Genomic DNA, 25,720 nt, shown 5'->3' on the forward strand with positions numbered 1-25,720 from the left:
TTAACCATCAACAATTCATCATATGGCTACTTCTCTCAAAAACCTGAACGACTACAAGAAAGAGGGCTTCGGCGATATATCTGAAAAGAGATTCGGCATTGTAGTGGCCGACTGGCACCACGACATAACAGATGTGCTGTGCGCAGGCGCTATTGATACTTTGCTGCAGCATGGTGCCAAAAAGGAAAACATTTTCCGGAATACGGTGCCCGGCAGCTTCGAGCTAACACTGGGTGCACAATTCCTGGCTATGCAGGAAGAGATAGATGCGGTGATCTGCATCGGTGTAGTAATCAAAGGAGATACCAAGCATGACGACTACATCAACCATGCGGTGGCCAATGGCCTCACCAATGTGTCCCTTAAGTTCAACAAGCCTGTCTCGTTTGGCCTCGTTACTACCAACAACCTGGAGCAGGCACTGGATAGAGCGGGTGGCAAGCACGGTAATAAAGGCGTAGAGGCAGCCGCAGCAGCCATTCACATGCTGAGCTTCTAGACCAGGAGCAGGTATAGAGGTATAACGAAAAGGCCCTTGCTATTACGAGCAAGGGCCTTTTTGATTTTATACAAGGGGGTACAGGTATAGGAGGTTAAAAATTATAGCCGATCGCTATACCTGGCCGAACGGAAAAACCGCCTCCCAGCAGCATATCGCCAATTATACCTGTATCAAAGTCTTCTTCTGTTCCAATGTTCACCTTTAGGTTGCCACCGTTGTAGCCAGCACCCAGAAACGCATCGAATGTAAAGCCGCTGTTGAATATCCACTGGTTGCCAATGGCCACACCGGCTCCTATTGGTTTGTAAGTGGCGCTGTAGTCCCGGCCTTCTTCGTCCTGCTTCTCTGCAGTCAGTTTAAAGCTCCTGATACGGCCATAGCCCGCCACATAGGGTCCCATAGGAGCCACTTTATTTTCAGAAAAATAGTACCGCACCTCAGGCGTAAAGCCATAACCACTAAACTTTATATTAGAAATAGATACACCGGTAACAGAAGCGCCTAGCTGAGCACTCAGGTTATCAGTGATGGCGTACTCTAAAAAGCCCGATCCTGTAAGCGCAAAGGCACTCAAAGGATTCACCTTAATGACGGCTCTATTTGGCTGTTGTGCCTGAGCATGAGCCTGTTGAGCAGGTATAAAAAGAAGTGCCGCAGCGGCAAAAGCTAGTATAATCTTGTTTTTCATATAATGAGATGTGTATTCCGAAAAAAAATGGGCAGATGCTATTTCAGGCTAGCAGCAAGTTCCATTCCAGTATTTAAGCGAATCTAATAAAAGAGTGGAAAGACAAAATTAAAATTAAAATAGAGAAGGCAGGTAGCAAATTATAGATATAACTTCTATTTTTGCACGAAATTTAGCTTAAATAATAACCTGAACATCAGCGTGGTTCGGTTTTTGGGTATAAGTTTAAAGCGGTAAACTAAAATGTACCCTTTGCTGTTGAGTAGGCACAAGCGCAAACACAACACAGGGGCGGTTTTTCGAGAATCAAGACAAAAAACTATAACCTAGTTCTAAGATAGTATCATGAATTCAAACGAAGAGAAACAACGGTATTCCCGTGAGGAATTGGCAGAATTTGAAGCAATCATTCAGGAGAAGCTGACAAATGCGCGCAAGGAAGTGTCTTTTATCAAAGAGACCCTGAGCCGCAAAAACGACTCGGGCACGGATAACACGGCATCTCCGACCAAGGTATTGGAAGACGGTGCAGACACAGCCGAGAAGGAAAGCCTGAACCAGTTGGCATCGCGTCAGATGAAGTTTATCCAGCAGCTGGAGAATGCGCTGATCCGCATCAAAAACGGCACTTACGGTGTTTGCATCGTGACGGGTAAGCTGATTCCGAAAGAGAGACTGCGTGCCGTACCACACACACAGCACACCATCGAGGCCAAGCTTCAGCGTAACGACTAGTAATTTTACACTTTGAATATACTGCAGAACCATATTCAGGCACTGGTTTTTTGTGCCCAATCGCCCATAAGCATCGAAGAGATTCAGCGCTGCCTCACGGAGTCGCTGCAAATGGAGGTGCTCGTAGGGGACGTGCTAGAGGCCGTTGAGAACATCAACGAGCAATTGGCCGAAGCTGGTTTTGCCTTTCAGATATATGCCATAGGTGGTGGCTACCAGTTCCTGACCAAACCGGAGTACCAGGAGACGGTAAGCACTTACCTGAAGCACAAATCAAAAAAGAAATTGTCAGCGTCTTCTCTGGAGACGCTGGCAATTATTGCCTACAAGCAGCCGATAACCCGCTCGGCTGTAGAGCAGATTCGTGGCGTAGGCTGCGATTATGCCATTCACAAACTACTAGAGAAAGAACTTATCGAAATTAAAGGTAAGGCCGAAACCATTGGGAGACCCGTATTGTACGGCACGTCTCAAAAATTCATGGACTACTTCGGTATCAACCACATCAAAGACCTCCCGCAGCTAAAGGACTTCGCCACAGAAGAGAATATGATTGGCGAAGCTTCCGATTAGCGAACCCACATCACTTAATAGAGAGTATACTAGCTTATAATATACTGCACACAGGTACAGTAGCGATACTGCATCGATAATAATTAGACAATGGCAACAGAAAACGAAAGACCTTCACGCGACGGCGAAGGCAGAAGATCGTCTGACAGAAATGAGTCAGGCAGACCGTACAACGATCGCGGTGAAAAGAAGATATTTAACAGAAGAGATAAAGGCGAAGGCAGAGATGGCGGAGAGCGCCGCTCTTACGGGAACGACAGAAGAGAAGACCGCGGAGACCGCAAATCGTACGGCGACCGCCGCGAAGGTGGTGAGCGCCGCAGCTTTGGAGGCGACAGAGAGCGCCGCGAAGGAGGGGAAAGAAAATCGTACGGAGATCGCAGAGAGGGTGGTGAAGGCCGTTCTTTCGGAGGCGATCGCGAACGCAAGTCTTACGGTGACCGCAAAGAAGGCGGCGAAAGACGCTCTTTCGGTGGTGATCGCGAGCGCAAGCCATATGGCGACAGGAAAGAGGGTGGCGAACGTCGCTCTTTCGGAGGAGACCGGGAGCGTAAGCCCTACGGTGATCGACGCGAAGGAGGCGAACGCAGATCCTATGGCGATCGCAAAGAAGGCGGCGAGCGCCGCTTTGACTCTGAGCGTGGTGAGAGAAAGTCCTTTAGCCGCGACAATAGAGAAGAAGGTGGTGAGCGACGTTCATTCGGTGAAAACCGTGAAGAAAGAGGCGAACGCCGATCATTTGGCAACGACCGCCGTGAAGGCTGTGACAGAGAGCGCAAGCCATACGGCGATCGCCGCGAAGGTGGTGAGCGCAAGCCGTACGGAGACAGAAGAGAGAGCGGTGAAGGCCGTTCTTTCGGTGGAGACAGGGAGCGTAAGCCTTATGGTGATCGCAGAGAAGGTGGTGAAAGAGAAGACCGCGGCGAGCGTCGTAGCTTTGGAGGTGACCGTCGTGAAGGTGGTGAGCGTAGCGAGAGACGTTCTTTCGGAGGCGATCGCAGAGAAGGCGGTGAGCGCCGCAGTTTTGGTGATCGACGCGAAGGAGGCGAACGCAGATCGTTCGACCGCAAAGATAAGTCTAGCGAAGGGGGCGAGGAGCGCCGTGGCCGTAGCTTCGATCGCAGCTCTGACTCAGAGAGAGAGCCAGAGACGCCGAACTATGACCTGCGTCGCTACAAGGATAATCCGCGCATCAAGAAGACCAACCGCAAAGGCGAAGATGAGGACGGGAGCATCCGTCTGAACCGTTACATCGCCAATGCCGGGGTATGTTCCCGTCGCGAGGCAGATGAACTGATTCTGTCAGGCGAAATCAAGGTGAATGGTGAAGCAGTAACCGAAATGGGTTTCAAGGTACAGCCTTCTGATACCGTTACTTACGGCAAAAAAGTACTGAGCCGCGAGAAGATGGTATATGTGCTGCTCAACAAGCCGAAAGACTTTATCACGACTACAGAAGACCCGGAAGGGCGTAAGACCGTGATGAGCCTGGTGGAGAAAGCCTCGAAAGAGCGTATTTTCCCGGTAGGCCGCCTGGACCGCAACACAACTGGTCTGTTGCTGTTTACCAACGACGGGGAACTGGCTCAGAAGTTGACGCACCCATCAAACGAGATCAAGAAAATCTACCAGGTAGAGCTGGACAAACCGATCACCAAAGACGATTTCCAGAAAGTAGTGGAAGGCGTGGAACTGGAAGACGGCAAAGCAATGGTGGACGATGTGGCCATGCTGGGTGACTCTAAGAAGTTCCTTGGACTGGAGATCCATATTGGCCGTAACCGCATTGTGCGTCGTATTTTCGAGCACTTGGGTTATGATGTAGTAACACTGGACCGTGTGCAGTATGCTGGCCTGACCAAGAAGGACCTGCCGCGCAGCGAGTGGCGTTACCTGACCGAAAAAGAAGTGATTCGTCTGAAATACTTTATGTAAGCGCATGCGCAGCATCGTCCTTGACATAGGCAACACAGGAGGCAAATACGGTGTTTTCGAAGAAGACGCCCTTGTCTCGCAAGGCAGTTTTAAAGAACAGGAAGGGCTACCCCAAGAGGTGGCAAGCCAGACTTTTGACAATGCCATTATTGCCTCGGTGAGCGGTGGCGCAGTGGAACAAATAAAAGCAGGGCTGTCAGTGTCCGGAAGCATTATTGAGCTTTCGGCGCAGACAGCCCTGCCTGTTTCCAACGATTACAAAACCCCCGCAACACTGGGTGCCGACCGCATGGCTGCCGCTGTAGCAGCTCACTATTTCTTTCCTGGGCGCAATTGCCTCACAATCGATGCAGGCACAGCCATCACCTATGACTTTATAGATGAGCACGGCCATTACCAGGGCGGAGGTATAGCGCCCGGCATCCAAATGAAATTCAAAGCGCTGCATAATTTTACAGGCCGCCTTCCGTTAGTACAAGGAATCCACGAAAATTTTCCTTTGATCGGACAGACCACACAAGAGTCGCTGGAGAGCGGTGTGCTGGGTGGTACGGTGGCAGAAGTAGAAGGTATGATCAGCGCATATCGGCAAAAATCAGATAAACTGGTGGTTATACTTTGTGGTGGAGACGCTGGATTTTTTGAAAGTACCATAAAACACCCCATCTTTGTAATTCCTGAACTGGTCCTGATTGGACTGCAAAGAATATTAAGACATAATGTATAAAACGCTCCGTTTACTTATTTGCGCATCCGTGCTGTGCCTCGCGCAGGGCGTGCAGGCGCAAAGCATTGGTAACTCGCCTTACTCCCGCTACGGATTAGGAGAACTCAACACAAACTTAGGCAATTTGCGAACGGCAGCTATGGGCGATGTGGGCGTAAGCACTGGAAACAGCTTTCACTCCAATACCGCTAACCCGGCACTTCTATATTACAATAGCATCACAGTGTTTGATATAGGTATAGCCGGCAGGTATAAGACCTTGAAAAACGCCAGCCAGTCGCAGCGCGACGGCGACGCCAACCTGACTTATATGACGTTGGGAGTTCCTATTACCAAGCGTTGGAGTTCAGCAATCAGCTTAAGGCCTTACAGCTCGGTTGAATACAGCATCAAAAACATGGGCTCCCTGCCTAACAGACAGGAAGCCGTCGTGATCAATGAGTATAGTGGAGAGGGCGACATTTCAGAACTTTACTTTGGGCATGGTGTCAGAATTGCTGATGGGCTAACCATTGGTGCCAGCGCCTCATACTTGTTTGGCACCATCTCACAGGAGTCTTCCTCTATCGTAGCGGATACATCGATCAGCAACACGTCGCTGGAGCGAGTGGCTTACGTGGAGCGCACTAGGTATACAGATTTTATTTTCAGGGGTGGAGCCAACTACCGCAAGAAAATAGCTGATAAAGCCTTTATGAGCGCAGGAGCAGTTTACACGCTAGGTACCGACCTGAATGCAAATCGCAAATCCGCTTACGAGCGCCGCGATCTGGGTGATGCCCTTAAGGGAGCTCCGATGCTGCCAGACAGTGTTGAATCCTCTGTGAATGTTCCACCAAGTCTGAGCGCCTCCATCAGCTACGACAATGGTTCTAACCTGACCATTGGCACGGAGTTCATGACACAGGACTGGTCAGACTACCGCAACCTGGACGGTGAACAGGAACTAGGCAAAAGCTATAAAATCGGCTTTGGTACCGAGTACACGCCAGATCCAACTGCCATCGATAGCTACTTCAAGCGTATAACGTACCGAGGCGGCCTGCGCTACGGTCAGAGCCCATACAGCATCAACGGTGAAAATATTAAAGACATGGCCGTTACAGGTGGCTTAACGCTACCATTAGGACGGGGTAATTACTTTGAGCCCCCCTTTCAGCTTAACGTTATGATGGGCTACGGCAAAAGAGGCACAACAGACAATGGCCTGATCGCGGAGAACTACTTTCAGTTCGGTGCGGGCGTGACCATCAACAGCCGCTGGTTTGTAAAACGCAGAATAGAGTAAACTATTCCGACTTTAAAAGCATTATTAAAACAGGCCGTTCTGACGACGGTCTTTTTTAATTTTTAGTATCTTCACTTTCGATAAAGATAAAAGCATGCCGAGATCTATTTTTTCAGTGCTGGCCGTCTTGTTTGCTATGTTGGCGACAGGTTGCGGAACAGAGCTGAAAGACCCGGACCAGGAAAAAAAATATTCAGGCCCATTTAGGGAAACAGCCAATGTGCTGACACTTTACAGCGATTCAGCCAAAGTGATGGTGAGGTTGCAGACTCCGATGCAGGAAGACTACGAAAATGGCGATGTGGTTTTTCCGGATGGCATTGATGTAGAGTTTCTGGAAGAAGGAGAGAAGGTGACATCAACGCTTCAGGCTAACTATGGCAAGCAGGAGCGCAACAAGGACCTATACCTGGTGCGGGGAAACGTGATCGTGCACAATCTGCAGAAGCAGGAAAAGCTCGAAACCGAAGAGCTGTACTGGAACAAAGCCAAAGCCCAGATCTACACAGACAAGTTTGTGAAAATAACGACGCCTGAGGAGATTCTGATGGGGCACGGTCTGGAGGCAAACCAGGACTTTAGCAATTACAGGATCAAAAAAGTAACGGGCGTATTCAGTCTGAAAGAATAATGAACCAAAAACTGGTTAATACTATTTTATTGTCGTTGGCTTTTGTGGCCATGGTAATCGGCGTGCACAGAAGCATTGAGGAGTCTGACATTGCCGGCAATTACTGGATTTACATGATCGGCTTTATGCTCTACATCGTGTACCATTACCGCAAGAAGAAGCAGACCGAGTAGTCTGTAGCATCTTATGATAGACCCCGACCAGATACTGTTGCTATTTGCTGCGCTGCTGGCCTGTGCTTTTTTCGCAGGTATAGAGATTGCATTTATGGCGGCGAACAAACTGCAGATAGAGCTCGACGAGAAAAACAACGTTTTCTCCGGGCGCATCCTCACACACCTGCTGCAGCATCCTTCGCGGCTGATGGGCACTACCCTGATTGGTTATGTTCTTTCGCTGGTGCTGTACGGCTTCGTGATTGCAGGTATACTCTATACCTTGCTCCAGGCCTATCTGCCCACCCCTTTGCAACTGGCGCCGCTTATTCTGGTGCTGCAGGTGCTGGTGGCTTCGGTTATCGTACTGCTCACTGCCGAGTTTCTTCCCCGCAGCCTTTTTGCCATCAACCCCAACCGCATGCTGGACGTGCTGGCCATACCCATGCTGGTGCTGTACTACCTCCTGTACCCTGTTGTAATCTTGCTGATGGGGCTAAGCAAGTGGATTGCCGAGCGGATTCTCAAGATGGAATTTTCAGATGAGCATCCCGTGTTTGGGGTGACTGACCTGAATGCTTTCATCAAGAACAGGCTCTACCACACAGTAGAGGAAGGGGCCCCGGAAGTAGACCAGGAGATATTTCACAATGCGCTGGAATTTAAAAAAGTGCGTGTAAGAGAGTGCATGGTTCCCCGCACGGAGGTAGAAGCCGTGGAGGTGAATGAGCCGGTGGAAGTGCTGCGCGATACCTTTATCAATACAGGGCATTCCAAGATACTGGTATATGAGGACTCCATTGACAACATCATCGGCTATTGCCACCAGCTGGCCATGTTTCAGCAGCCGCAGCACATCCGCGAGATCCTGTCGCCGGTGAGCCTGGTGCCGGAGAGCATGCTGGCCAGCGAGTTGTTTCTGCGCTTCGGCACAGAGCACCGCACCGTGGCGGTTGTGGTGGATGAATTCGGCGGGACATCCGGTATTGTGACGGTAGAGGACGTGATTGAGGAGATCGTAGGGGAGATACAGGACGAATACGACTATGAGGCACTGCTCGAACAGGCGTTTCCGGCCAAGCACCTCTACCTGCTGAGCGCCCGCCACGAGATCGACTACCTGAACGATAAATACGAGCTCAACCTGCCCGAAGGGGATTACGAGACACTGGGCGGCCTTATCTTCTCGGTGTTGGGCGAAATACCCAAGCCGGGCGATGTCGTGGAACTGCGGCCTTTTACCATTACCATCCTGTCGATGGATGAAAACCGCATCAATGCGGTGAAGCTCTTCAAAGACCCAGACTTACAGGCAGATGGCGTATTTTAAACAGATGCGCACAAAATTTTGAATTTTTGCACGATTAACCTTATTTTGCACATCCTTTATCATTCGTATAACACATGGCATTAATTAACAAGATTAGAGAAAAGTCGGGTTGGGCTGTTGGCGCTATCGCCATTGGACTTGGCGTATTTGTAGTAGGCGGCGACCTATTAGGGCCAAACTCCAGACTTTTGGGTAATGATACGACTACTGTAGGCGAAATAGCCGGTGAGAAAATAGACTACCAGCGCTTCGATATGGTGTTCCAGCAGATCAAAGCCCAGTACGAAGGACAGGTACAGCGTGCTGCCACCGAGAGCGAAATGGCCATGATGCGCGAGCAGGCCTGGAACCAGCTAATCTTCCAGATAGCCTTACAGAAAGAGTATGACCGCCTGGGCATTCAGGTGTCAGAAGAAGAACTGGCCGACATGGTGCAGGGTAACAACATCCACCCATCGGTTCGTCAGGCATTCACCAACCCACAAACAGGGGAGTTTGAGCGCAACCAGGTGATTCAGTACCTGCAGAGCCTGGATCAGACAGGTGGCCGCCCGATGTGGGTTAACTTCGAGCAGAGCATCCTCAACGATCGCATCCAGACCAAGTACAGCAACCTGCTGACCAAGTCGGTGTACGTAACAGGGGCTGAAGCGAAGAAGCACTACGAGGCGCAGAACACGATCGCCAACATGAAGGTGTTGTACATTCCTTACTTCTCGATCGCTGACTCTGCTGTGAGCGTAACAGATGCGCAGCTAAAAGACTACTATAACCGCAACAAGGAGCTTTACAAAGTAGAAGACGGCCGTACGCTGGAGTATGTGACCATTCCGGTTGCTGCTTCTACCGAAGACATGAACTACTTCCAGGAAGAGCTGAAAGACCTGACAGAGCAGTTTACAGCAGCTACTAATGACTCGGCTTTTGTAAACACGCACTCAGATACACCTTACGACGGTACTTACCTGCACACGGCAGAACTGCCTGAGGAACTGCACAAAATCGCTCCATTAGAAGAGGGCAAGGTATACGGTCCTTACAACGATGGCGACACCTATGCGCTGTACAAGATCGTGGACATCAAGGACGGTAGCGTGAACACTGCCCGTGCCAGCCACATCCTGATTAAGCCGGAGAATGATTCACCGGAGGCCAAGCAGGCTGCTCTTGCCAAAGCGAAAGACATCCAGGCGCAAATCAAAAACGGCGCTGACTTTGCAGCAATGGCCGCGCAGCACGGTTCTGACGGTACTGCCTCAGTAGGTGGCGACCTGGGTTACTTCACGGAAGGCCGTATGGTGCCAGCATTTGAGAAGGCCGTATTTGGTGCTTCTGCCGAAGGCCTGCTGCCAGCTCCCGTAGAAACAGAGTATGGCTACCACATCATTAAAGTGACGGCTCCTAAGTCGAAGCGTACTTACAAAGTGGCTGCCGTGCAGCGCTCCCTGGACGCAAGCGATGCCACCCGCGATCAGGCCTATGCGATGGCTGACGAACTGGCTGGCACAAGCGGCTCAACCAACGAGTTCAGAGAGAACGTGAAGAAAAACGAAGCGCTATCTATTGAAGAAGTGCCAAACGTAGGTAAAAACAACGTGCTGGTAGGTAACCTGAGCAACGCCAGAGAACTGGTGCGCTGGGCTTACTCCAAAGACACATCAGTAGGTGACGTATCGCCTGTGTTCGAGATCAACGACCAGTATGTAATCGCTACCCTGACTGGCCAGCGTGAGAAAGGCTATGCCAAGCTGGAGGATGTGAAAGAAGAGCTGACAGCTGCCGTTCGTAACGAGCTGAAAGCACAGCAGATCATCGCGAAGCTGAAAGGCGCTACCGGTTCACTTGACCAGATCGCAGCTAACTACGGCCCGGATGCCATTGTAAGAGATGCTGAAGAAGTATCGCTAGCTTCTGGTGCTATACCTGGCCTGGGTCTGGAGCCAGTGGCGATTGGCAAAGCGTTTGGCCTGAAGCCTGGCAGCCGTACTGCTCCGATCGAAGGACAGGGTGGTGTGGTGATAGCAGAGCTGGTTAACCTGACCAACTCGCCGGATGCACAGGACCTGTCTGGCGTGAAGGCGCAACTGGCAAACACCCGCAGCTCACGTGTAGAAACCAACGCGTTTGAAGCGATCAAAGAGAAAGCTGATATCAAAGACAACCGTGTAAGGTTCTTCTAAGACCTGCACAGAAGGCATAAGAAGAGGGCTGCCCCAACTGGGGTGGCCCTCTTCTGTTTATGGCCAAACAGAAATTATTGGCTATCTTCATTTCCGGGAGATAAGTTCATATCAAAAAGCCCGTCTACACGTTGTAATACATGATGTCTATACCTGCTCATACCTACCTGCTGCGACTGCTGTTTGTGCTCCTGTTCGTGGTGCTGGCAGTGCCGCTTTCCATGGCGCAAAACCAGGAACTGGCGCTGGCGCGCGAGTACCTGAGCAAAGGCGAGTACCAAAAGGCAGAGGCCATTTACGGCAAGCTGATCGACGACCAGCGACTTTTCTCTGTCGTGTATCCCGACTACCTGAAAACCCTGCTGGCGCAGAATAACCACAAAGAGGCCGAAAAATTGGTGAAACGCACCATCAAGCGTTACCCCGGTCAGATCAACTACAACATCGACCTGGGTATAGTCTACCAGGCCACTGGCGATAAAGCGGGTGCAGAAAAGCACTTCGACAAACTGATTGCGCAACTGAAGCCAGAGGAAGTAATCGTAGCAGCCAGTGTATTTGTGCAGCACGAGTTATTCGACTATGCTGAGAAAGCCTACCTGCGCGGCCGTGAGCTTAGTAAGAACCCTTACGAGCACAATCGATCCCTTATCGCGCTCTATACCTTCCGGCAGAAGCACGAAAACCTGATAGGGGAGGCGCTCAACCTGCTACAAGAAAACGAAAGCGAACTGATCTATGTGCAGAACATGCTGCAGAACAGTATGCAGGACGAAAAGACTTTTGATGCGCTGGAAAAAGAGCTGATTACCCGGGTGCAGCAAAACCCCGACCTGCAGGCTTACAACGAACTGCTGATCTGGCTCTATATCCAGCGCCGCGACTTCTACAGCGCCCTGCTGCAGGCCCGCTCCGTGGACAAGCGCACCCGCAGCGGCGGCACCCGCGTGATGGAACTGGGCGCCATCAGTGCCCGCAACAAAGACTACCAGGGGGCGATAGAGGCCTATGAGTACATTATCAAGGAGTATCCGGGCGGCCCCTACTATTTGATCGCACGGCAGCGACTGATCCATGCACGCGAAGAGCAGGTAGAGAACACCTTCCCCGTTGACCTGGACAAGATCAGAACGTTGGTGTCAGACTACGAGGCGCTGCTGGCTGAAGTGGGACGCAATGCCCAAACGGTGGAGGTGCTCCAGCGCATGGCGAATCTCTATGCCTTTCATCTGGATGACAAGGACAAAGCCATTGCTTTGCTACAAGAGGCAATTACAACGCCACGGGCTAAACCCGACTTTGTAGCCGAAAGCAAACTCACGCTGGGTGATATCTACCTGCTGAAGGGGGAGCCCTGGGAGTCGACGCTGCTGTACTCGCAGGTAGAGAAATCGCATAAAGAAACGCCGATCGGGCACGAGGCCAAGTTGCGCAATGCCCGCCTCAACTACTACAAAGGCGACTTCGAACTGGCGCAGGCCCACCTCGACATCCTGAAACTGGCCACCAGCCGTGAGATCGCCAACGACGCCATGGACCTGAGCCTGCTCATAACAGACAATACCGGTTTGGATACGTCTACCGTTGCGATGGAGGAGTATGCGGCCATTGAGCTTCTCATCTTCCAGAACAAGCTGGACGAAGCGCAAGGCAGGTTAGATGCGATGTTAAAAAAATTCCCGGGCCATAGCCTGACAGACGAGATCTACTTCCGGAAAGCCAGCATCTATGAGCGCACCGGTGCGTTTGACAAAGCCATTGCCAGTCTGGAAAAAGTGGTAAGCGCTCCCGCCGATATTCTGAGTGATGATGCCCTGTATAAGATGGCCTACATCTACGAGGAAAACCTGAAAGACACCCAGAAGGCACAGGAGCTATACAACGAATTTCTGGTAAAGCACCAGGGCAGCATTTACGTGGCTGAGGCGCGCAAGCGCTTTCGCAGTCTGCGGGGCGATGCGCCCGTGGTCAATTAACAGGTATAGGGCTCAATCGTAAATGTAGTACTTCCAGTTGGCAAGCCCAGTGTCATACAGGGTGGTCAGTTCGCCCTCCGCCTTATGTAAACCCGACGGATCGAATACTACTACTTCATAGTTAAAGCCAAGGATCACGTTCTGAGTGAAGGATAAGGTATAGGCATTGTCGGTTTTGGAGTAGAAGTAAGCGGGGATCCCTATTACCCAAGGAGAAGGTTGGTCCATTGCCAGTTGTTCCAGTGTCTCTGGGTAAGCGCCTTGTTCTTGATAGTGTTTTTCTACCCGCTCAATCAATTCAGCGGCATTGCTCATGGCTAGGTTACGGCTTATATCACGAGTATGATTAGCAAGCCAGGTAGTGGAAACCAAAGCAGTGGCAGGCAGGGCCCAGCACAAAATAGCAAACGCCTTGCTGAGGCGAGGTTCCGGATGCTTAATGAAAGCCCATATCGTCCAGACTAGGCCGATGGGAATCAACAAAAAGCCCAATATGCCCAAGAACATACCCGACGAAAAAAATAATTGAGCAGGAAGGTATAACAGGTGAGGCCCCGGTAGAAAAGGCAGGTTGGTAAGCAATACAGTTAACACACAGTTCAGGCTTACGGTCAGCCAGAGCTTTCTGTCCATGCCAAGGAGGTGTTTAGGAGATGTATACGCTGCCCTGCTGTAAATTTTAGGAGAAGAAAAGAAACAGGAACAGAATAAATATAAGGAAAAATCCATACATGATCAGGTCGAGCGAGTAGTTCTTATACTGCTCATAAATTTCTTTAATGCGCTTCATGATCTGGGGTGTTATATGGCTGCAAATTACAAAAAATAGCGGAAAGGTGCTGTCTATTGGGCTGCGCTGGACCCAAATCCTGTGTAAATTGACTACCTTTGCTTCGGGTTTATTTGTGAAGCAGCATATGGAGAAAAGGTGGGTATATAACGAAAGCGTTGCGCCAGCAATGATCAATCAACTGGCCGAATCGCTCCGAATCAGCACCACGCTGGCCGATGTACTGTGTCAACGCTCTATCTGTACGTTCGAAGAAGCTAAAGCATTTTTCCGCCCAAGCCTGCTCGACCTGCACGACCCTTTTCTGATGAAGGACATGCACCGCGCCGTCGACCGACTGGCAGAGGCCCTGCACGAATCCGAACGCATACTGGTCTACGGCGACTACGACGTAGACGGCACCACCTCTGTGGCGCTCATGTACAGTTTCTTAAAGCCGCTCACTCAACCCGGCCAGCTGGAATACTACATTCCCGACAGGTATAAAGAAGGCTACGGCGTATCCACGCAAGGTATAGACTATGCCAAAGAGCAGGGCTTCTCGCTCATCATCAGCCTCGACTGCGGTATCAAATCAGCCGACAAAGTGGCGTATGCCAGGTCGTTAGGTATAGACTTCATCATCTGCGACCACCACCTGCCTGACGAGGACATTCCGCCGGCAGTGGCGGTACTGGATCCGAAGCAGATTGATTGTCCATACCCTTACAAAGAACTTTCGGGCTGCGGCGTTGGCTTTAAGCTGATACAGGCTTTTTGCCTTCAGCAGGGAATACCGCAGGAAGAGGCTTTTAAACTGCTCGACCTGCTGGTGGTGAGTATTGCCGCCGACATTGTGCCGATCACGGGCGAGAACCGTATTCTGGCGTACTATGGTCTGCAACTGATCAACGGACCCGGCCCGCTGCGCCCGGGGCTTGAGGCACTGAAGGAGCTGGCAGGTATAAGCGGTGAGATGGATATTACGAGCGTTGTGTTCGGCTTTGCGCCCCGTATTAACGCAGCAGGGCGTATGGGCGATGCGAAGCGCTCCGTGCGTATGCTGCTGGCCCAAACGAAGGTAGAGGCCTTTGAGGTGGCCGATATCATCAACGAATCTAACAAAGAGCGCCGCGACAAAGATTCGAACATTACCAAAGAGGCGCTTCAGATGATCGCCGAGGATGAGTTCCTGCGCAATGCCAACTCGACAGTGCTCTATAAAGAAAACTGGCATAAAGGTGTAATCGGCATTGTGGCTTCTCGCTGCATCGATCATTACTACCGCCCCACGATCATCCTCACCCAATCAAACGGCAAAGCCTCCGGTTCAGCCCGCTCAGTACACGGCTTCAACGTGCACGACGCCATCGAGAGCTGCTCCGACCTGCTCGATCAGTTTGGTGGCCACATGTACGCAGCAGGCCTTACATTGCCCGTAGAGAACGTACCCGCCTTCAGACAGCGTTTTGAAGAAGTAGTGGCTCGCACCATTACCGAAGATCAGAAGATTCCGCAGATAGAAGTGGACGCTAAGATCAGGCTCAACCAGATCACCCAGAACTTCTATAAAATTTTGAAGCAAATGGAGCCTTTTGGACCAGGCAACATGAAGCCTATGTTCGTGTCGGAGTGTGTGTACGATACAGGCGCTGTGCGTGTAGTCGGCGATAGCCACCTGAAGCTGCGCCTGACACAGGATGGTTTCTATGACATCGATGCCATTGGTTTTGGTTTTGGAGACTACTTCAAGCACATTTCCAAAGGTATACCATTTGATGTGTGCTATACTATAGAGGAGAACGAGTTCAGGGGAAATGTAACGCTGCAGCTGCGCATCAAGGACATCCGGATGCTGAAGTAGTAAGCGAGAAGTTCATACCTAATTTCAGCTTAGGTATAAGGTGCCTGGTTTGCCTTTAAAATGCGTATCCATAGAGAAGAATGAGGCAGAGCGCGCATAATCCTATACCTAGTAGCCCAAGCTTCACATACCCGCGCCTATAGGCGAAAAAGCCGAGTACAATGCCCAGCGCTCCCACTGCAAACAGCGACATTACCGCGGGCAGGCTTAGGGTATAGCCTGTCACGGTATATTGTGCATCCCCTACCTCCAGCTGGCTCTCTTCTGCCTGATAGTAGAAGTAGGTAATCGCAATTAGTCCAATCACACCAATCAGTATAGAAGCAACCCCTGTTTTCATCAAACTAAGTTACGAAAGGCTTGCCAAACAAAAAACGGGCCCTGCAGTGTAAGTGCAGGGCCCGTTTTATTTTAAAGTGTTTTACTGTTGGTCGTAATTGTTCGCCAAAAGCTTTACGGCTGGCAGTTGCTCGAGCTCTGCTAAGATCACCTTCTCCGGGTATGGTGTCAGCTTGGGTGGCACGCACATAAGGTTCAGGCTGTTCAGGTCGCCGGCAAAATAGTTAAGGTCGATCGCTGCGTTTATACCGGCCATCCTGCCTGAATCGGTGTACTGCCAGAAAAGCCATTTGTCTTCGTGGTGAATGTCAGGCTCGATGATGTTGTAGCGGGCAATCCAGAAGTGATAGTCCTTGAAGTGCCCCTGTAGCCAGCGGCGGTAGAAGTTCTGGTTGGTGTAGATGATGGGCTTTACGCCGTAGTGTGCAGTAACGGCCTCCAGCCAGATGCGCATGTTCTTTCGCATGTCAGCAGGGGAAGTGTGCTTCTCAATCACTTCCACATCCAGCACGGGTGGCAAGTCGCCTTCGTCCAGCTCCACGGTGTTGATGAACATCTCGATCTGGCCCTGTACCGGGGCGGCAGGTATAAAGAAATGATAAGCGCCTCGTTTGATGCCTACACGTTTTGTCTCGGCCCAGTTGCGGGCAAAGTATGGGTCTAGCCTGTAGTCATCCTGCGTTGCCTTTACGAATGCAAAGGTCACGTCTGCATCCCGTACCTGGTCCCAATCCACCTCTTTTTGCCACTTAGACACGTCTATACCTTTCAGGCTCGAAGAAGTGATCAGCGTAGTCTTTGTGGTAGCACCCGTGCTCTTGGCTGTCGCGCCGTTGGTTTTTGCATTATCGGTATTTTCGGAAGAAAGCCCGTTAAACAACATAGAGAGCAATAAGCCGGAATAAGCCACCTTGTGAGCGGCCAGGTAAAGTAAAGAGAACATCATAAAGGCTGGTTAATCGGAATTCCAAACTAATAAGAAGACGCGACACTAACAACAGTATACCCAGAATAATTTCATTTTTAAAATTAGATTTTCTGAATATACCGAACAGTGTATCCGATGTTATACCTGGTTACAGCAGGTATAAACTTGGCAGGATAACTGCATTGCAGGACGGGTGTAGAATGCGTAAATTAGCCCGATGATATTAAGAGCCGAACATCTATATAAAAAATATAAGTCGCGCATGGTCGTGAACGACGTAAGCGTGGAAGTGAACCAGGGCGAAATTGTGGGGTTGCTGGGACCAAACGGTGCCGGTAAAACCACCTCGTTCTACATGATCGTGGGCCTGGTGAAGCCGAACGAGGGTCGTATTTTTCTGGATAAGGAAGATATAACAGACCTGCCCATGTACCAGCGGGCCAAGCGTGGTGTGGGCTACCTGGCACAGGAGGCCTCAGTATTTCGACAGCTAACGGTAGAGGAGAACATCCTGGCTCCGCTCGAAATGACCAATCGCCCGAAGAAAGAGCAGCTGGAGAAAGTAGAAGAGCTACTGGAAGAGTTCTCGCTGACACACGTGCGCAAAAACAAAGGCATTGTGCTATCGGGTGGTGAGCGCCGCCGCACCGAGATTGCTCGCGCCCTTGCCGTTGACCCCAAATTCGTGCTGCTCGATGAGCCCTTCGCCGGCGTAGACCCGATTGCCGTGGAGGAGATTCAGAGCATCGTGGCAAAGCTCAAAAGCAAAAATATCGGCATCCTGATCACCGACCACAACGTAAACGAAACCCTTTCCATTACCGACCGCGCCTACCTGCTGTTCGAGGGTAAGATCCTGAAGTCAGGCACCGCCGAAGAGCTCGCCGCCGACGAACAAGTTCGCCGCGTATACCTGGGCAAGCACTTTGAATTAAAACGTAAGATTTAGTCTTTAATAAGTATATTACAAGGCTAATGTTTGCACGTTCAGTGGAAGGAAAAGCTATTTAACCTTTTAGCCATTATACTTTGGAGATTATTAATTCAATCGTAACGTGGGTGATGAAGAAGCGGATTCATGACATTGATCTGTTTCGGAAGTACCCGCATGAAGTGCAGAACGAGCTGTTTCAGGATCTGATCAGCAAGGCTAAGAACACGGAGTTTGGCAAGAAGTATGGTTTCGGCGATACCAAGTCAGTAAAGACTTTCCAGGAGCGTGTGCCAATTGCTGCCTACGAAGATCTGTATCCGTACATAGAGCGGGTGATGAAGGGCGAACAGAACATACTGTGGCCCAGTAAGATTGAGTGGTTTGCCAAGTCATCGGGCACCACCAACGCCCGCAGCAAGTTCATTCCTGTCAGCCCGGAGTCGTTGGAAGACTGCCACTACAAGGGTGGCAAAGACATGCTCTCACTCTACGTTAACAACTACCCCGACACCAAGTTGTTTACAGGCAAAGGCCTTTCCATTGGAGGCAGCCACCACCCCAACGAGTTCAATGCCAAAACATCCTGTGGCGACGTGTCGGCGGTAATCATGCAAAACCTGCCCATCTGGGCCGAGGCCATGCGTACCCCGCCGCTCAAAGTAGCCCTCATGAACAAGTGGGAAGAAAAGATTGAGAAGATGGTGGAGGTGACCGTGCCGGAGAACGTGACCAGTCTGAGCGGTGTGCCTACCTGGACCTATGTGCTCCTGAAGCGCATCCTGGAAGTGACAGGCAAGCAGAACATCCTGGAGGTATGGCCGAATCTCGAGCTTTTTACGCACGGCGCCGTGGCTTTCGGGCCATACCGCCAGCTGTTTAAGGAGATCATTCCCTCTGCCCAAATGAACTATCTGGAGGTATACAATGCCTCCGAGGGCTTCTTTGGCATACAGGACCAGCGCGACACCGAAGACGAAATGCTGCTTATGCTGGACTACGGTGTGTACTACGAGTTTATTCCGATGGACCAGTTCGAGGAAGAAAACCCGAAAACCCTCACACTGGACCAGGTTGAGTTAGGGAAGAACTATGCCATTGTAATCTCCACCAACGCTGGTTTGTGGCGCTATAAGATCGGCGATACGGTGCGTTTTACCAACCTCAGCCCATACCGCATTAAAATATCGGGCCGCACAAAACACTTCATCAATGCCTTTGGCGAGGAAGTGATCGTGGAGAACGCCGAAGAAGCCATTACCAAGGCCTGCGAAGCCACTGGCGCGATCATCTCGAACTTCACGGCCGCACCTGTGTACATGGAGAGCGGCAAGCGTGGCGGTCACGAATGGCTGATCGAGTTCGAGAAAGAGCCCGATAGTCTGCCCCGCTTTACCCAGGTGCTCGACAAAACCCTGCGCGAAGTCAACTCCGACTACGACGCCAAGCGCCAGAACGACATCGCCCTGCAGGAGCCCATCGTGCATACTGCCCCAAAAGGGACTTTCATGAACTGGCTCAGCAAAAAAGGCAAGCTCGGCGGTCAGCACAAAGTGCCAAGGCTCAGCAACACACGGGAGTATCTGGAAGAAGTAATGGAAATGAATGGTCTGCTGGGAGTTAAGAGCTAACACTAAAGTTGGAGTTATGATTTGAATTTGGTATCTTAAATCAAGCAAATAAAAATAGCTATGGCCTGGACAAATCCGCTTTTCCTGATTCCCGCTATCATAGGTGTGGTTTGCATAGCCATGGGCATTATCATGCGCAAATACCCACCGAAGCAAATCAACGGACTATATGGGTATAGGACTTCCCGTTCCATGCTGTCGCAGGAGAGATGGGGTTTCGCACAGCAATTTGCTGCGAAAGAGTTTCTGAAATCGGGGGTAAGGCTTGCCTCAATCGCTGTGTTGGGTTTGGTAGTTAATATAGGGAATGGGGTAGGTCTAGCAATTGGTTTGGTAATTGGCCTCGCCTTTGTTGCTATACCTTGGATGCTAACAGAGAAAGCTTTGAAAGAGCGGTTCGGGGAAGTGGAGGCATAAGCATAGTTTTAATCCAACTTGTCATTTCGAACGCTAGTGAGAAATCTGGAGTAATTAACAGTTTGTTTTACAGTATCTGACTCACATCTAAAAAGACAAATAAAAATGCCCGGCAGTTATAAACTGCCGGGCATTTTCGCTTTTAAGATTCAGGTATAGAGCGCCTAGCGAATCAAGCCATAAAAGGTTATACATACTGCAAAACCCAAAACTAACAGGAGTGCCACATTCAGATAAACAGGCACCGTCTTGCCTTTCACTTCTTCATAGTTAAAACCCTGAGCGGTCAACACCATAAACAGGAAAAGATTGATGATGGTCAACACCTTGTTGATGGCATTCCAGGTATGCTTGATCTCTAATGTCATTGCGTGTGGTTTTGACTAAAAGTATAGTAATTGGTTAGCTTTCAAACTTTGATGAAGAAAAAATTAGGCAAGCCCTATACCTAAGGTATAGCTTCATTATTCATTCTTAATTACTCATTACTCCAAGAAGCTACTCATAAAACCACCTTCCTTCTTCGCATTCTCGCCACGTGGCATCAGGGCTTCGATCAGTTTCTTCACCGGCATAGACTGCAGCCATACCTTGCCCGTGCCGCGCAAAGTGGCCAGGAAGATGCCTTCGCCACCGAAGATCATCGACTTGAGTCCGCCGGCCCGCTGGATGCTGAAGTCTATACCTAACTCAAAGGCTACCACACAGCCTGTGTCCACGCGCAGGGTTTCATTGTTAAGTTCTTTCTCCACGATGGTGCCGCCCGCATGCAGGAAGGCCAATCCGTCGCCGGTAAGCTTCTGCAGGATGAAACCCTCGCCTCCGAAAAGCCCGGAGCCCAGCTTTTGATTGAAGTGCATGGCCAGTTTGGTGCCCAGCGCCGCGGCCAGAAAAGCGTCGCGCTGCGCAATAAGTGTGTTGCCGGTTACCTGTTGCAGGTCGATGGGTAAGATGGTGCCAGGGTAGGGGGCCGAAAAAGCAACCCGGCTCTTGCCATAGCCACGGTGCGTAAAGTGCGTCATAAACAGCGACTCGCCCGTGATCAGACGGCTACCTGCCGAAACCAGTTTGCCCAGAAAGCCCTGGCTGGGGTTAGAGCCATCGCCCATTTTGGTCTGGAAGTCAATGCCTTCCTCCATGTAGACCATAGCGCCAGCCTCGGCAATAACGGTTTCGTTGGGGTCAAGCTCTATTTCGAGTACCTGTATGTCGTTACCAAAAATGCGGAAGTCGATTTCGTGTGCGTTTCTCATAGTTTTTAGGACTTGATGTTCAGACAGACAAGATAATAAATTATCTAATCCACATCATCGTCTTCGTCCTCCTCAATGCGACCTTTTTTTCGGCGGGCCTTCGGCAGGTCCTTGTCGTCCTCGTCATCCGAAACGGAGCTGGTACCTTTCACAAAATCCTCGTCGGTTTCCTCTACTTCCTCACCCTCCTCAATGTGATATTCATCCTCTTCTTCCCGCTTGGCCCGCTCAGCGGCATCGCGCTTCACCAGCTTTTTGTCTTCCACGTTTTTGTTCAGAAACTCGTTTATCTGGTCGATGGAATAGTTCGACTTGATTTCGCCCTGCTGATTCACCTTAATCTCGAAACCCTCGAGGTCTTTGTGCACGCGTGTTTTCTTGGCGCTTTTGTTCTCTTTTTTATTCTTAGCCATGGTCTGGTCCTTTTTGTTCTCACTGAAGTATAAGGCGAAACGGCCAAATAGTTACAGACAGGTATAGCAGGCAGGTATAAAAAAAGCGGCTATCCCTTTCGGAATAGCCGCTCTTGTTCAGGTATAAGGTGTACCCTATGCTGTCACATAGTGGTTCAATGCACTAATTGCAGCGTCAATGCGATTTGCAGTCTCCTCGCGGCCAATTACCTCAATGATCTGCATCAGGTCAGGGCCAGCTTCTGCACCAGTTACGGCCAGACGAAGCGCCTGCATCACCATGCCGATCTTCATGCCGTGGCGTTCCAGAATGCTCACCAGCAAATCTTTTACGGTGTCAGCGTTAAAGTCGCTCAGGCTAGAGAGTTCGTTGCGGAAGTCGGTGAACACGGCCACTGCCTGGCTGTTCCACTTTTTGGAAGCCACTTTCTCGCTGTACTCGGTAGGAGCTACGAAGAAGTAAGCCGCTTCGCGCCAGAACTCCTGCGGGAAGCTCACACGCTCTTTCATCAGACCGGCAATCTTCTCAGCTTTTTCAGTCGAGCAGGTGATGCCGTGCTCTTCCAGTGCTTTCAACAGGTAGCCGGCCAGCTCTGTGTCTGGCTTGGCACGCAGGTACTGCTCGTTGAACCAGCGGGCTTTCTGTATGTCGAAACGGGTGCCGGACTTGCCAATACGTTCGATAGAGAACTCATTTGCCAGCTCCTCCATCGAGAAGATCTCCTGCTGTGTGCCCGGGTTCCAGCCCAGGAAGGCGAGGAAGTTAATGAACGCTTCCGGAATGTAGCCAGCCTCACGGTAGCCAGAAGAGACTTCACTGGTAAACGGATCTACCCAACGGAGCGGGAATACCGGGAAGCCCAGCTTGTCACCGTCGCGCTTGCTGAGTTTGCCGTTGCCGTCTGGCTTGAGCAGAAGCGGCAGGTGCGCGAATTCCGGCATGGTATCTTCCCAGCCCAGGTAGCGGTACAGCAACACGTGCAGCGGCGCCGATGGCAACCATTCCTCACCACGGATTACGTGCGTGATTTTCATCAGGTGGTCGTCCACGATGTTAGCCAGGTGGTAAGTCGGCATACCGTCTGACTTCATCAGTACTTTATCGTCGATGGCAGAAGAGTGTACCATTACCCAACCGCGGATCAAGTCTTTTAAACGAACCTCTTCCTTACGGGGCACTTTCAGGCGGATCACGTAAGGGTCACCAGACTCCAGACGCTTCTTCACTTCATCTTCCGGCAGCGTGAGCGAGTTTTTCATCGTCATGCGGGTGATGGCATTGTACTGTGGCGTGGCTACCTTGGCGGCCTTCAGGCGTTCGCGCATTTCGTCCAGCTCCTCAGCCGTGTCGAAAGCGTAGTAGGCATGGCCGCTTTCAATCAGCTGCATGGCGTACTGCATGTACATCGGCTTGCGCTCCGACTGGCGGTATGGCGCGTAGGGGCCACCGTTCCATGGGCTTTCGTCCAGTTCGATGCCGCACCACTCCAGCGACTCGCGAATGTAGTCTTCAGCGCCGGGCACAAAACGGTTCTGATCGGTGTCCTCGATGCGCAAAATCATTTTGCCGCCGGTTTTCTTGGCCAGCAAAAAGTTGTAAAGGGCCGTGCGAACACCGCCGATATGGAGAGGCCCTGTCGGGCTCGGGGCAAAGCGTACTCTAACTTCTCTTTCCATGTATGGTTATTTCAAAAAGGCATTGCTAATTCAGGCACAAAGGTACAAAATAAATTCTCGTTTCGGTAAGGTGTTGCACGCTGTAACCTATACCTGTACGAGGCGCAGGTATAAACATAACCTTTCATCTGCGTATCAGTTTTAGGATAATACTCCTTACCACTCCATGCCCCGCAAAACGCTGAAAAAAATATGGTGCCTGCTCCAGGAGGCTGGCCTTGAGTTCATCGAAAACAACTCTTTTCAGAAAGGGGCGGCACTGGCCTATTACACCATTTTCGCACTACCGCCGATCCTGCTGATCATCATCAACGCCACTGGTTATTTTTTTGGAGAGCAGGCTGTGTCGGGGGAGATTTACTACCAGATCCGGGAGACGATCGGTTCGGAGGCAGCTTTTGCCGTGCAGCGCATGGTCGAGAGCATCAACGATATCACCTCGTTCAACCTCGCTACTGTCATCATTGTCGTTACGCTCTTTATTGCGGCTACGGGGGTGTTCGTGTCGTTGCAGGACTCACTGAACGAGGTATGGTACGTGCGGCCTGCCCCCAAGCGCGGCTATGTGAAACTGATCCTCGACCGCTTCTTGTCTTTCGCCATGATTCTGGCCATTGCCATTCTGCTGATCGTGTCGCTGCTGGCCAATACCATCCTGGTCGCCATTGGCGATTTGCTGACAGCCCGTTTGGCAGGCTGGTTTGTGTATGTGCTGCGGGGCGTTAACCTGGTGTCGGGCTTCCTGCTGATGACTTTTATGTTCGGTTGCATCTACCGTTTCCTGCCCGACGCCAAAATAAAGTGGCGCGACGTGTGGGTGGGGGCGCTGGTGACGTCGGCGCTTTTTGCCATCGGTCGTGAAGTTATCGGGCTATACCTGGGCACAAGCAACATTACCTCCATCTACGGAGCGGCCGGCTCGGTCATCGTGATTCTGCTGTGGGTGTTTTATACTTCGCAGATCATCTTTTTCGGGGCTGTATTCACGTTTGTCTACTCCCGCAAGTATGGTTTCAACATCTATCCCGCAGAGTACGCCGTCCGTTTCATCCGACAAGAAATAGAAGTAGGCCACACCGCCGTGAACGCTGAACCTGGTAAGTTCACTAAGGATATTTATGGGGAAGAGGAGGCGAAAGAGGCTGCTAAGTCCGATGAGCACGATAAGACGGCGGGGGAGGGGATTTGAGGGGGAGCGGCTTAAGTATGACGTTTAGTGCAGCCCAAGCTAGAAGCGTAGCAAGGGTTAAAGCTGCACAGGGTTAGGCTCTGTATATTCTTACCAGGTGAAACGTTTAATTTCATTTGAATTTAAGTTTTTAAGCGAATCAATCTGTTGACTATTAAGTTGTATAGCTCGAACTGGCACCTTGTCAAGTCTTTCCGCATTTACGTCGCGATACATTGGCTCTGAATCAGGTATATAGACATAAACAGAGTCAGTATCATAGGAATAGAAAAGCTCGAACTCTGAGTCACCTTGACAGAAATAAGCTTCCTGAACTTTAAATTCCTTATTGAAGTATGGTATCGCAGAAATGTAAACTCTACGTCTTTCGTAGTCATTACCGAAGTTGAACCCTGTCAAATGGATTGTTTTTCCATTCAATACTAAACTCGTCGAATTGTTATGTATTTGTTCTGGCCTTAAGACAGGCTCTGGCTCAGATGTAATCATGAAAAAGCGTAAGAGCATAAGAGCGAAATAGATTATCCCTGGGCTAGAAAGGGCAAAGGATGAAATGTTAAGTCCCTTATTTACTCTTTTACTTCTACTCAATCTCCTAGCTGAAATAATGATAGCCAAGGTTGAAAATATTCCTATGCCAAATAGCATTGGGAAAAAGAAAAAGAAATTGTAGGCAAGCATTGGCCCCCCATCAAAATCAGTTGGAGGATTGAAAATGACTATCATTAGAAGAGTTAATGAGACTGCTCCAAATGCAAGTCCCAAATACTTTCTTATACTCTTTACCATGTATTTTCTTCTTGGATATTGAGCCTAACGGTTAGTACAGGCTGTGAACGAGGCACAGCCGAGTATGGAGCCTGTGCAGGGTTAGGCGATTGTGTTCTACATGCCGACCACATCTTTTCTTACTTCCTTCCGCCACTTTTTGCCATACCTGCTGTCAAGGTACTTGAACACGACCTGATTATACTGCTCTATGCATTTTTCATTTGGAGCAACACACCCGAAGTCGTGGTACTTTACATCATATTTCTTCTCGAACTTTTCCTGATGTACATATACTACTGGTGCGATACCACCCACTATCAAAAGTCTTGGTTTCTTGTTATTTATGTCTCTTTGTGCTATATCTTCATTGATGCTGCAATCTGCAATAGCCAACAGGGATAAACCTGTTATTGACACTTCTGTTATGGTTACACTGGTATCTATGGCTGGAAAGCTTGCTCCGAGAACCTGTAACTGGTGTTTTCCTTGCTTTAGGTTCTCCAACTTAAAAATGCCAAGACTGTCTGTTGTAGCTACCTGTCCCGTGTTTTTTACTGTCACCAAGGCTTCTTGCGCAGGTGCCAAATCAAGTCCTATGAGCAAATTGACCTTTCCACTTATTGAATAAGAACCTGCATGCCCCTGTGCAAAAGCAATAAGGGGAGCCAAGACTATCAGTAAGAGGAGTTTCATTTTTTTCATTCTATACTTTCACTTACGCCTAACGAAATGGTCTAGCAGACGCTTTAGCTTGAAACACTTGCTAAGGTGTCTGCTAGGGTGTGTTGGCCGGGGTTGTTTTTCCCTTTTTCTCCCAG

26 protein-coding genes are annotated in these 25,720 nt (G+C 50.3%); 16 read left to right on the forward strand and 10 right to left on the reverse strand.

Going from position 1 to position 25,720, the window contains the following annotated elements; translation table 11 throughout:
• The first annotated feature begins 22 nt into the window (after positions 1-22).
• Positions 23-499, forward strand: coding sequence for a 6,7-dimethyl-8-ribityllumazine synthase (ribH, locus tag C8E01_RS12705; RefSeq protein ID WP_116543819.1), 477 nt, complete (start codon positions 23-25; stop codon positions 497-499).
• 94 nt (positions 500-593) lie between these two features.
• On the opposite strand, the gene C8E01_RS12710 is transcribed toward ribH, so the two are convergent.
• Positions 594-1,190, reverse strand: coding sequence for a DUF3575 domain-containing protein (locus C8E01_RS12710; RefSeq protein ID WP_116543820.1), 597 nt, complete (start codon positions 1,188-1,190; stop codon positions 594-596).
• A gap of 345 nt (positions 1,191-1,535) precedes the next feature.
• On the opposite strand from C8E01_RS12710, the gene C8E01_RS12715 reads away from it, so the two are divergent.
• The 10 genes from C8E01_RS12715 to C8E01_RS12755 all read left to right on the forward strand — a co-directional run bounded on the left by C8E01_RS12715 (position 1,536) and on the right by C8E01_RS12755 (position 12,720).
• Entirely contained in the window at positions 1,536-1,925 is a 390-nt protein-coding gene (locus C8E01_RS12715) for a TraR/DksA family transcriptional regulator (RefSeq protein WP_116543821.1), read from the forward strand.
• A 12-nt stretch (positions 1,926-1,937) separates the two neighbouring features.
• A complete protein-coding gene (scpB, locus tag C8E01_RS12720; protein WP_116543822.1) occupies positions 1,938-2,498 on the forward strand; it encodes an SMC-Scp complex subunit ScpB in 561 nt (186 codons plus the stop codon).
• Between the two features lie 90 nt (positions 2,499-2,588).
• The gene (locus C8E01_RS22070) at positions 2,589-4,433 is read left to right on the forward strand and encodes a pseudouridine synthase (protein ID WP_116543823.1); all 1,845 of its coding nucleotides are present in this window, start codon (positions 2,589-2,591) and stop codon (positions 4,431-4,433) included.
• A 4-nt stretch (positions 4,434-4,437) separates the two neighbouring features.
• Entirely contained in the window at positions 4,438-5,160 is a 723-nt protein-coding gene (locus C8E01_RS12730; RefSeq protein ID WP_116543824.1) for a type III pantothenate kinase, read from the forward strand.
• Complete coding sequence (locus tag C8E01_RS12735) at positions 5,153-6,448, forward strand: hypothetical protein (protein WP_116543825.1); 1,296 nt, start codon at positions 5,153-5,155, stop codon at positions 6,446-6,448. The genes C8E01_RS12730 and C8E01_RS12735 overlap by 8 nt, the downstream gene beginning before the upstream one ends.
• Positions 6,449-6,542: 94 nt before the next feature.
• Positions 6,543-7,079 (forward strand): LPS export ABC transporter periplasmic protein LptC, encoded by a 537-nt coding sequence (gene lptC / locus C8E01_RS12740; protein ID WP_243409556.1) that lies wholly within the window; start codon positions 6,543-6,545, stop codon positions 7,077-7,079.
• The gene (locus C8E01_RS21655; protein ID WP_165820629.1) at positions 7,079-7,252 is read left to right on the forward strand and encodes a hypothetical protein; all 174 of its coding nucleotides are present in this window, start codon (positions 7,079-7,081) and stop codon (positions 7,250-7,252) included. Before lptC ends, C8E01_RS21655 begins: the two co-directional genes overlap by 1 nt.
• A gap of 13 nt (positions 7,253-7,265) precedes the next feature.
• Positions 7,266-8,564 carry a hemolysin family protein gene (locus C8E01_RS12745; protein ID WP_116543826.1) on the forward strand — a complete coding sequence of 433 codons (1,299 nt, stop codon included), beginning with the start codon at positions 7,266-7,268 and terminating at the stop codon, positions 8,562-8,564.
• Between the two features lie 74 nt (positions 8,565-8,638).
• Positions 8,639-10,744 carry a peptidylprolyl isomerase gene (locus C8E01_RS12750; protein WP_116543827.1) on the forward strand — a complete coding sequence of 702 codons (2,106 nt, stop codon included), beginning with the start codon at positions 8,639-8,641 and terminating at the stop codon, positions 10,742-10,744.
• A 140-nt stretch (positions 10,745-10,884) separates the two neighbouring features.
• A complete protein-coding gene (locus C8E01_RS12755) occupies positions 10,885-12,720 on the forward strand; it encodes a tetratricopeptide repeat protein (protein ID WP_243409557.1) in 1,836 nt (611 codons plus the stop codon).
• A gap of 12 nt (positions 12,721-12,732) precedes the next feature.
• On the opposite strand, the gene C8E01_RS12760 is transcribed toward C8E01_RS12755, so the two are convergent.
• Complete coding sequence (locus C8E01_RS12760) at positions 12,733-13,353, reverse strand: hypothetical protein (RefSeq protein ID WP_133242765.1); 621 nt, start codon at positions 13,351-13,353, stop codon at positions 12,733-12,735.
• A gap of 284 nt (positions 13,354-13,637) precedes the next feature.
• Between C8E01_RS12760 and recJ the strand changes: the two genes are divergently transcribed.
• Positions 13,638-15,353: a single-stranded-DNA-specific exonuclease RecJ gene (gene recJ, locus C8E01_RS12770; RefSeq protein WP_165820630.1), complete on the forward strand. Its 1,716-nt coding sequence runs from the start codon at positions 13,638-13,640 to the stop codon at positions 15,351-15,353.
• A 55-nt stretch (positions 15,354-15,408) separates the two neighbouring features.
• On the opposite strand, the gene C8E01_RS12775 is transcribed toward recJ, so the two are convergent.
• Together C8E01_RS12775 and C8E01_RS12780 are read right to left on the reverse strand one after the other, a co-directional pair.
• Positions 15,409-15,693 carry a hypothetical protein gene (locus C8E01_RS12775; RefSeq protein ID WP_116543831.1) on the reverse strand — a complete coding sequence of 95 codons (285 nt, stop codon included), beginning with the start codon at positions 15,691-15,693 and terminating at the stop codon, positions 15,409-15,411.
• A gap of 81 nt (positions 15,694-15,774) precedes the next feature.
• Entirely contained in the window at positions 15,775-16,638 is an 864-nt protein-coding gene (locus tag C8E01_RS12780) for a glycoside hydrolase family 25 protein (RefSeq protein ID WP_116543832.1), read from the reverse strand.
• Between the two features lie 199 nt (positions 16,639-16,837).
• Between C8E01_RS12780 and lptB the strand changes: the two genes are divergently transcribed.
• From lptB to C8E01_RS12795, 3 genes are all read left to right on the forward strand, one after another.
• Positions 16,838-17,569, forward strand: a complete 732-nt coding sequence (gene lptB / locus C8E01_RS12785) for an LPS export ABC transporter ATP-binding protein (protein WP_076668514.1) — start codon at positions 16,838-16,840, stop codon at positions 17,567-17,569.
• A 113-nt stretch (positions 17,570-17,682) separates the two neighbouring features.
• On the forward strand, positions 17,683-19,182 hold the full coding sequence (locus C8E01_RS12790; RefSeq protein ID WP_116543853.1) for a GH3 auxin-responsive promoter family protein: 1,500 nt from the start codon (positions 17,683-17,685) through the stop codon (positions 19,180-19,182).
• A 60-nt stretch (positions 19,183-19,242) separates the two neighbouring features.
• Positions 19,243-19,599, forward strand: a complete 357-nt coding sequence (locus C8E01_RS12795; protein WP_116543833.1) for an SdpI family protein — start codon at positions 19,243-19,245, stop codon at positions 19,597-19,599.
• Positions 19,600-19,763: 164 nt separating this feature from the next.
• On the opposite strand, the gene C8E01_RS12800 is transcribed toward C8E01_RS12795, so the two are convergent.
• The 4 genes from C8E01_RS12800 to gltX form a co-directional block, all read right to left on the reverse strand.
• Positions 19,764-19,967 (reverse strand): hypothetical protein, encoded by a 204-nt coding sequence (locus C8E01_RS12800; RefSeq protein WP_116543834.1) that lies wholly within the window; start codon positions 19,965-19,967, stop codon positions 19,764-19,766.
• Positions 19,968-20,084: 117 nt separating this feature from the next.
• The gene (locus C8E01_RS12805; protein WP_116543835.1) at positions 20,085-20,852 is read right to left on the reverse strand and encodes a TIGR00266 family protein; all 768 of its coding nucleotides are present in this window, start codon (positions 20,850-20,852) and stop codon (positions 20,085-20,087) included.
• A 44-nt stretch (positions 20,853-20,896) separates the two neighbouring features.
• Positions 20,897-21,265 (reverse strand): hypothetical protein, encoded by a 369-nt coding sequence (locus C8E01_RS12810; RefSeq protein ID WP_116543836.1) that lies wholly within the window; start codon positions 21,263-21,265, stop codon positions 20,897-20,899.
• 135 nt (positions 21,266-21,400) lie between these two features.
• On the reverse strand, positions 21,401-22,942 hold the full coding sequence (gene gltX, locus C8E01_RS12815; RefSeq protein WP_116543837.1) for a glutamate--tRNA ligase: 1,542 nt from the start codon (positions 22,940-22,942) through the stop codon (positions 21,401-21,403).
• A gap of 166 nt (positions 22,943-23,108) precedes the next feature.
• Between gltX and C8E01_RS12820 the strand changes: the two genes are divergently transcribed.
• Positions 23,109-24,131: a YihY/virulence factor BrkB family protein gene (locus C8E01_RS12820; RefSeq protein ID WP_116543838.1), complete on the forward strand. Its 1,023-nt coding sequence runs from the start codon at positions 23,109-23,111 to the stop codon at positions 24,129-24,131.
• 90 nt (positions 24,132-24,221) lie between these two features.
• Here C8E01_RS12820 and C8E01_RS12825 read toward each other — a convergent pair whose 3' ends face one another.
• Both C8E01_RS12825 and C8E01_RS12830 read right to left on the reverse strand, forming a co-directional pair.
• A complete protein-coding gene (locus C8E01_RS12825; protein ID WP_116543839.1) occupies positions 24,222-24,920 on the reverse strand; it encodes a hypothetical protein in 699 nt (232 codons plus the stop codon).
• A 96-nt stretch (positions 24,921-25,016) separates the two neighbouring features.
• The gene (locus C8E01_RS12830) at positions 25,017-25,604 is read right to left on the reverse strand and encodes a carboxypeptidase-like regulatory domain-containing protein (protein WP_116543840.1); all 588 of its coding nucleotides are present in this window, start codon (positions 25,602-25,604) and stop codon (positions 25,017-25,019) included.
• Between the last annotated feature and the right edge of the window lie 116 nt (positions 25,605-25,720).

It is taken from the genome of Pontibacter virosus (assembly GCF_003096355.1).
In the GTDB taxonomy this organism is placed as follows: Bacteria; Bacteroidota; Bacteroidia; order Cytophagales; family Hymenobacteraceae; genus Pontibacter; species Pontibacter virosus.

What these genes read in the sequence shown, in the direction of transcription:
- C8E01_RS12715 (WP_116543821.1), top strand. Translation starts at nt 1,536, where the DNA reads ATGAATTCAAACGAAGAGAAACAACGGTATTCCCGTGAGGAATTGGCA.
- C8E01_RS12735 (WP_116543825.1), top strand. Translation starts at nt 5,153, where the DNA reads ATGTATAAAACGCTCCGTTTACTTATTTGCGCATCCGTGCTGTGCCTC.
- C8E01_RS12830 (WP_116543840.1), bottom strand. Translation starts at nt 25,604, where the DNA reads ATGAAAAAAATGAAACTCCTCTTACTGATAGTCTTGGCTCCCCTTATT.
- C8E01_RS12730 (WP_116543824.1), top strand. Translation starts at nt 4,438, where the DNA reads ATGCGCAGCATCGTCCTTGACATAGGCAACACAGGAGGCAAATACGGT.
- C8E01_RS12745 (WP_116543826.1), top strand. Translation starts at nt 7,266, where the DNA reads ATGATAGACCCCGACCAGATACTGTTGCTATTTGCTGCGCTGCTGGCC.
- lptC (WP_243409556.1), top strand. Translation starts at nt 6,543, where the DNA reads ATGCCGAGATCTATTTTTTCAGTGCTGGCCGTCTTGTTTGCTATGTTG.
- C8E01_RS12825 (WP_116543839.1), bottom strand. Translation starts at nt 24,920, where the DNA reads ATGGTAAAGAGTATAAGAAAGTATTTGGGACTTGCATTTGGAGCAGTC.
- C8E01_RS12755 (WP_243409557.1), top strand. Translation starts at nt 10,885, where the DNA reads ATGATGTCTATACCTGCTCATACCTACCTGCTGCGACTGCTGTTTGTG.
- C8E01_RS12750 (WP_116543827.1), top strand. Translation starts at nt 8,639, where the DNA reads ATGGCATTAATTAACAAGATTAGAGAAAAGTCGGGTTGGGCTGTTGGC.
- C8E01_RS12710 (WP_116543820.1), bottom strand. Translation starts at nt 1,190, where the DNA reads ATGAAAAACAAGATTATACTAGCTTTTGCCGCTGCGGCACTTCTTTTT.
- recJ (WP_165820630.1), top strand. Translation starts at nt 13,638, where the DNA reads ATGGAGAAAAGGTGGGTATATAACGAAAGCGTTGCGCCAGCAATGATC.
- C8E01_RS12810 (WP_116543836.1), bottom strand. Translation starts at nt 21,265, where the DNA reads ATGGCTAAGAATAAAAAAGAGAACAAAAGCGCCAAGAAAACACGCGTG.
- C8E01_RS12760 (WP_133242765.1), bottom strand. Translation starts at nt 13,353, where the DNA reads ATGGACAGAAAGCTCTGGCTGACCGTAAGCCTGAACTGTGTGTTAACT.
- C8E01_RS12805 (WP_116543835.1), bottom strand. Translation starts at nt 20,852, where the DNA reads ATGAGAAACGCACACGAAATCGACTTCCGCATTTTTGGTAACGACATA.
- C8E01_RS12820 (WP_116543838.1), top strand. Translation starts at nt 23,109, where the DNA reads ATGCCCCGCAAAACGCTGAAAAAAATATGGTGCCTGCTCCAGGAGGCT.
- C8E01_RS22070 (WP_116543823.1), top strand. Translation starts at nt 2,589, where the DNA reads ATGGCAACAGAAAACGAAAGACCTTCACGCGACGGCGAAGGCAGAAGA.
- C8E01_RS12800 (WP_116543834.1), bottom strand. Translation starts at nt 19,967, where the DNA reads ATGACATTAGAGATCAAGCATACCTGGAATGCCATCAACAAGGTGTTG.
- C8E01_RS12790 (WP_116543853.1), top strand. Translation starts at nt 17,683, where the DNA reads ATGAAGAAGCGGATTCATGACATTGATCTGTTTCGGAAGTACCCGCAT.
- C8E01_RS12775 (WP_116543831.1), bottom strand. Translation starts at nt 15,693, where the DNA reads ATGAAAACAGGGGTTGCTTCTATACTGATTGGTGTGATTGGACTAATT.
- C8E01_RS21655 (WP_165820629.1), top strand. Translation starts at nt 7,079, where the DNA reads ATGAACCAAAAACTGGTTAATACTATTTTATTGTCGTTGGCTTTTGTG.
- ribH (WP_116543819.1), top strand. Translation starts at nt 23, where the DNA reads ATGGCTACTTCTCTCAAAAACCTGAACGACTACAAGAAAGAGGGCTTC.
- C8E01_RS12795 (WP_116543833.1), top strand. Translation starts at nt 19,243, where the DNA reads ATGGCCTGGACAAATCCGCTTTTCCTGATTCCCGCTATCATAGGTGTG.
- lptB (WP_076668514.1), top strand. Translation starts at nt 16,838, where the DNA reads ATGATATTAAGAGCCGAACATCTATATAAAAAATATAAGTCGCGCATG.
- gltX (WP_116543837.1), bottom strand. Translation starts at nt 22,942, where the DNA reads ATGGAAAGAGAAGTTAGAGTACGCTTTGCCCCGAGCCCGACAGGGCCT.
- C8E01_RS12780 (WP_116543832.1), bottom strand. Translation starts at nt 16,638, where the DNA reads ATGATGTTCTCTTTACTTTACCTGGCCGCTCACAAGGTGGCTTATTCC.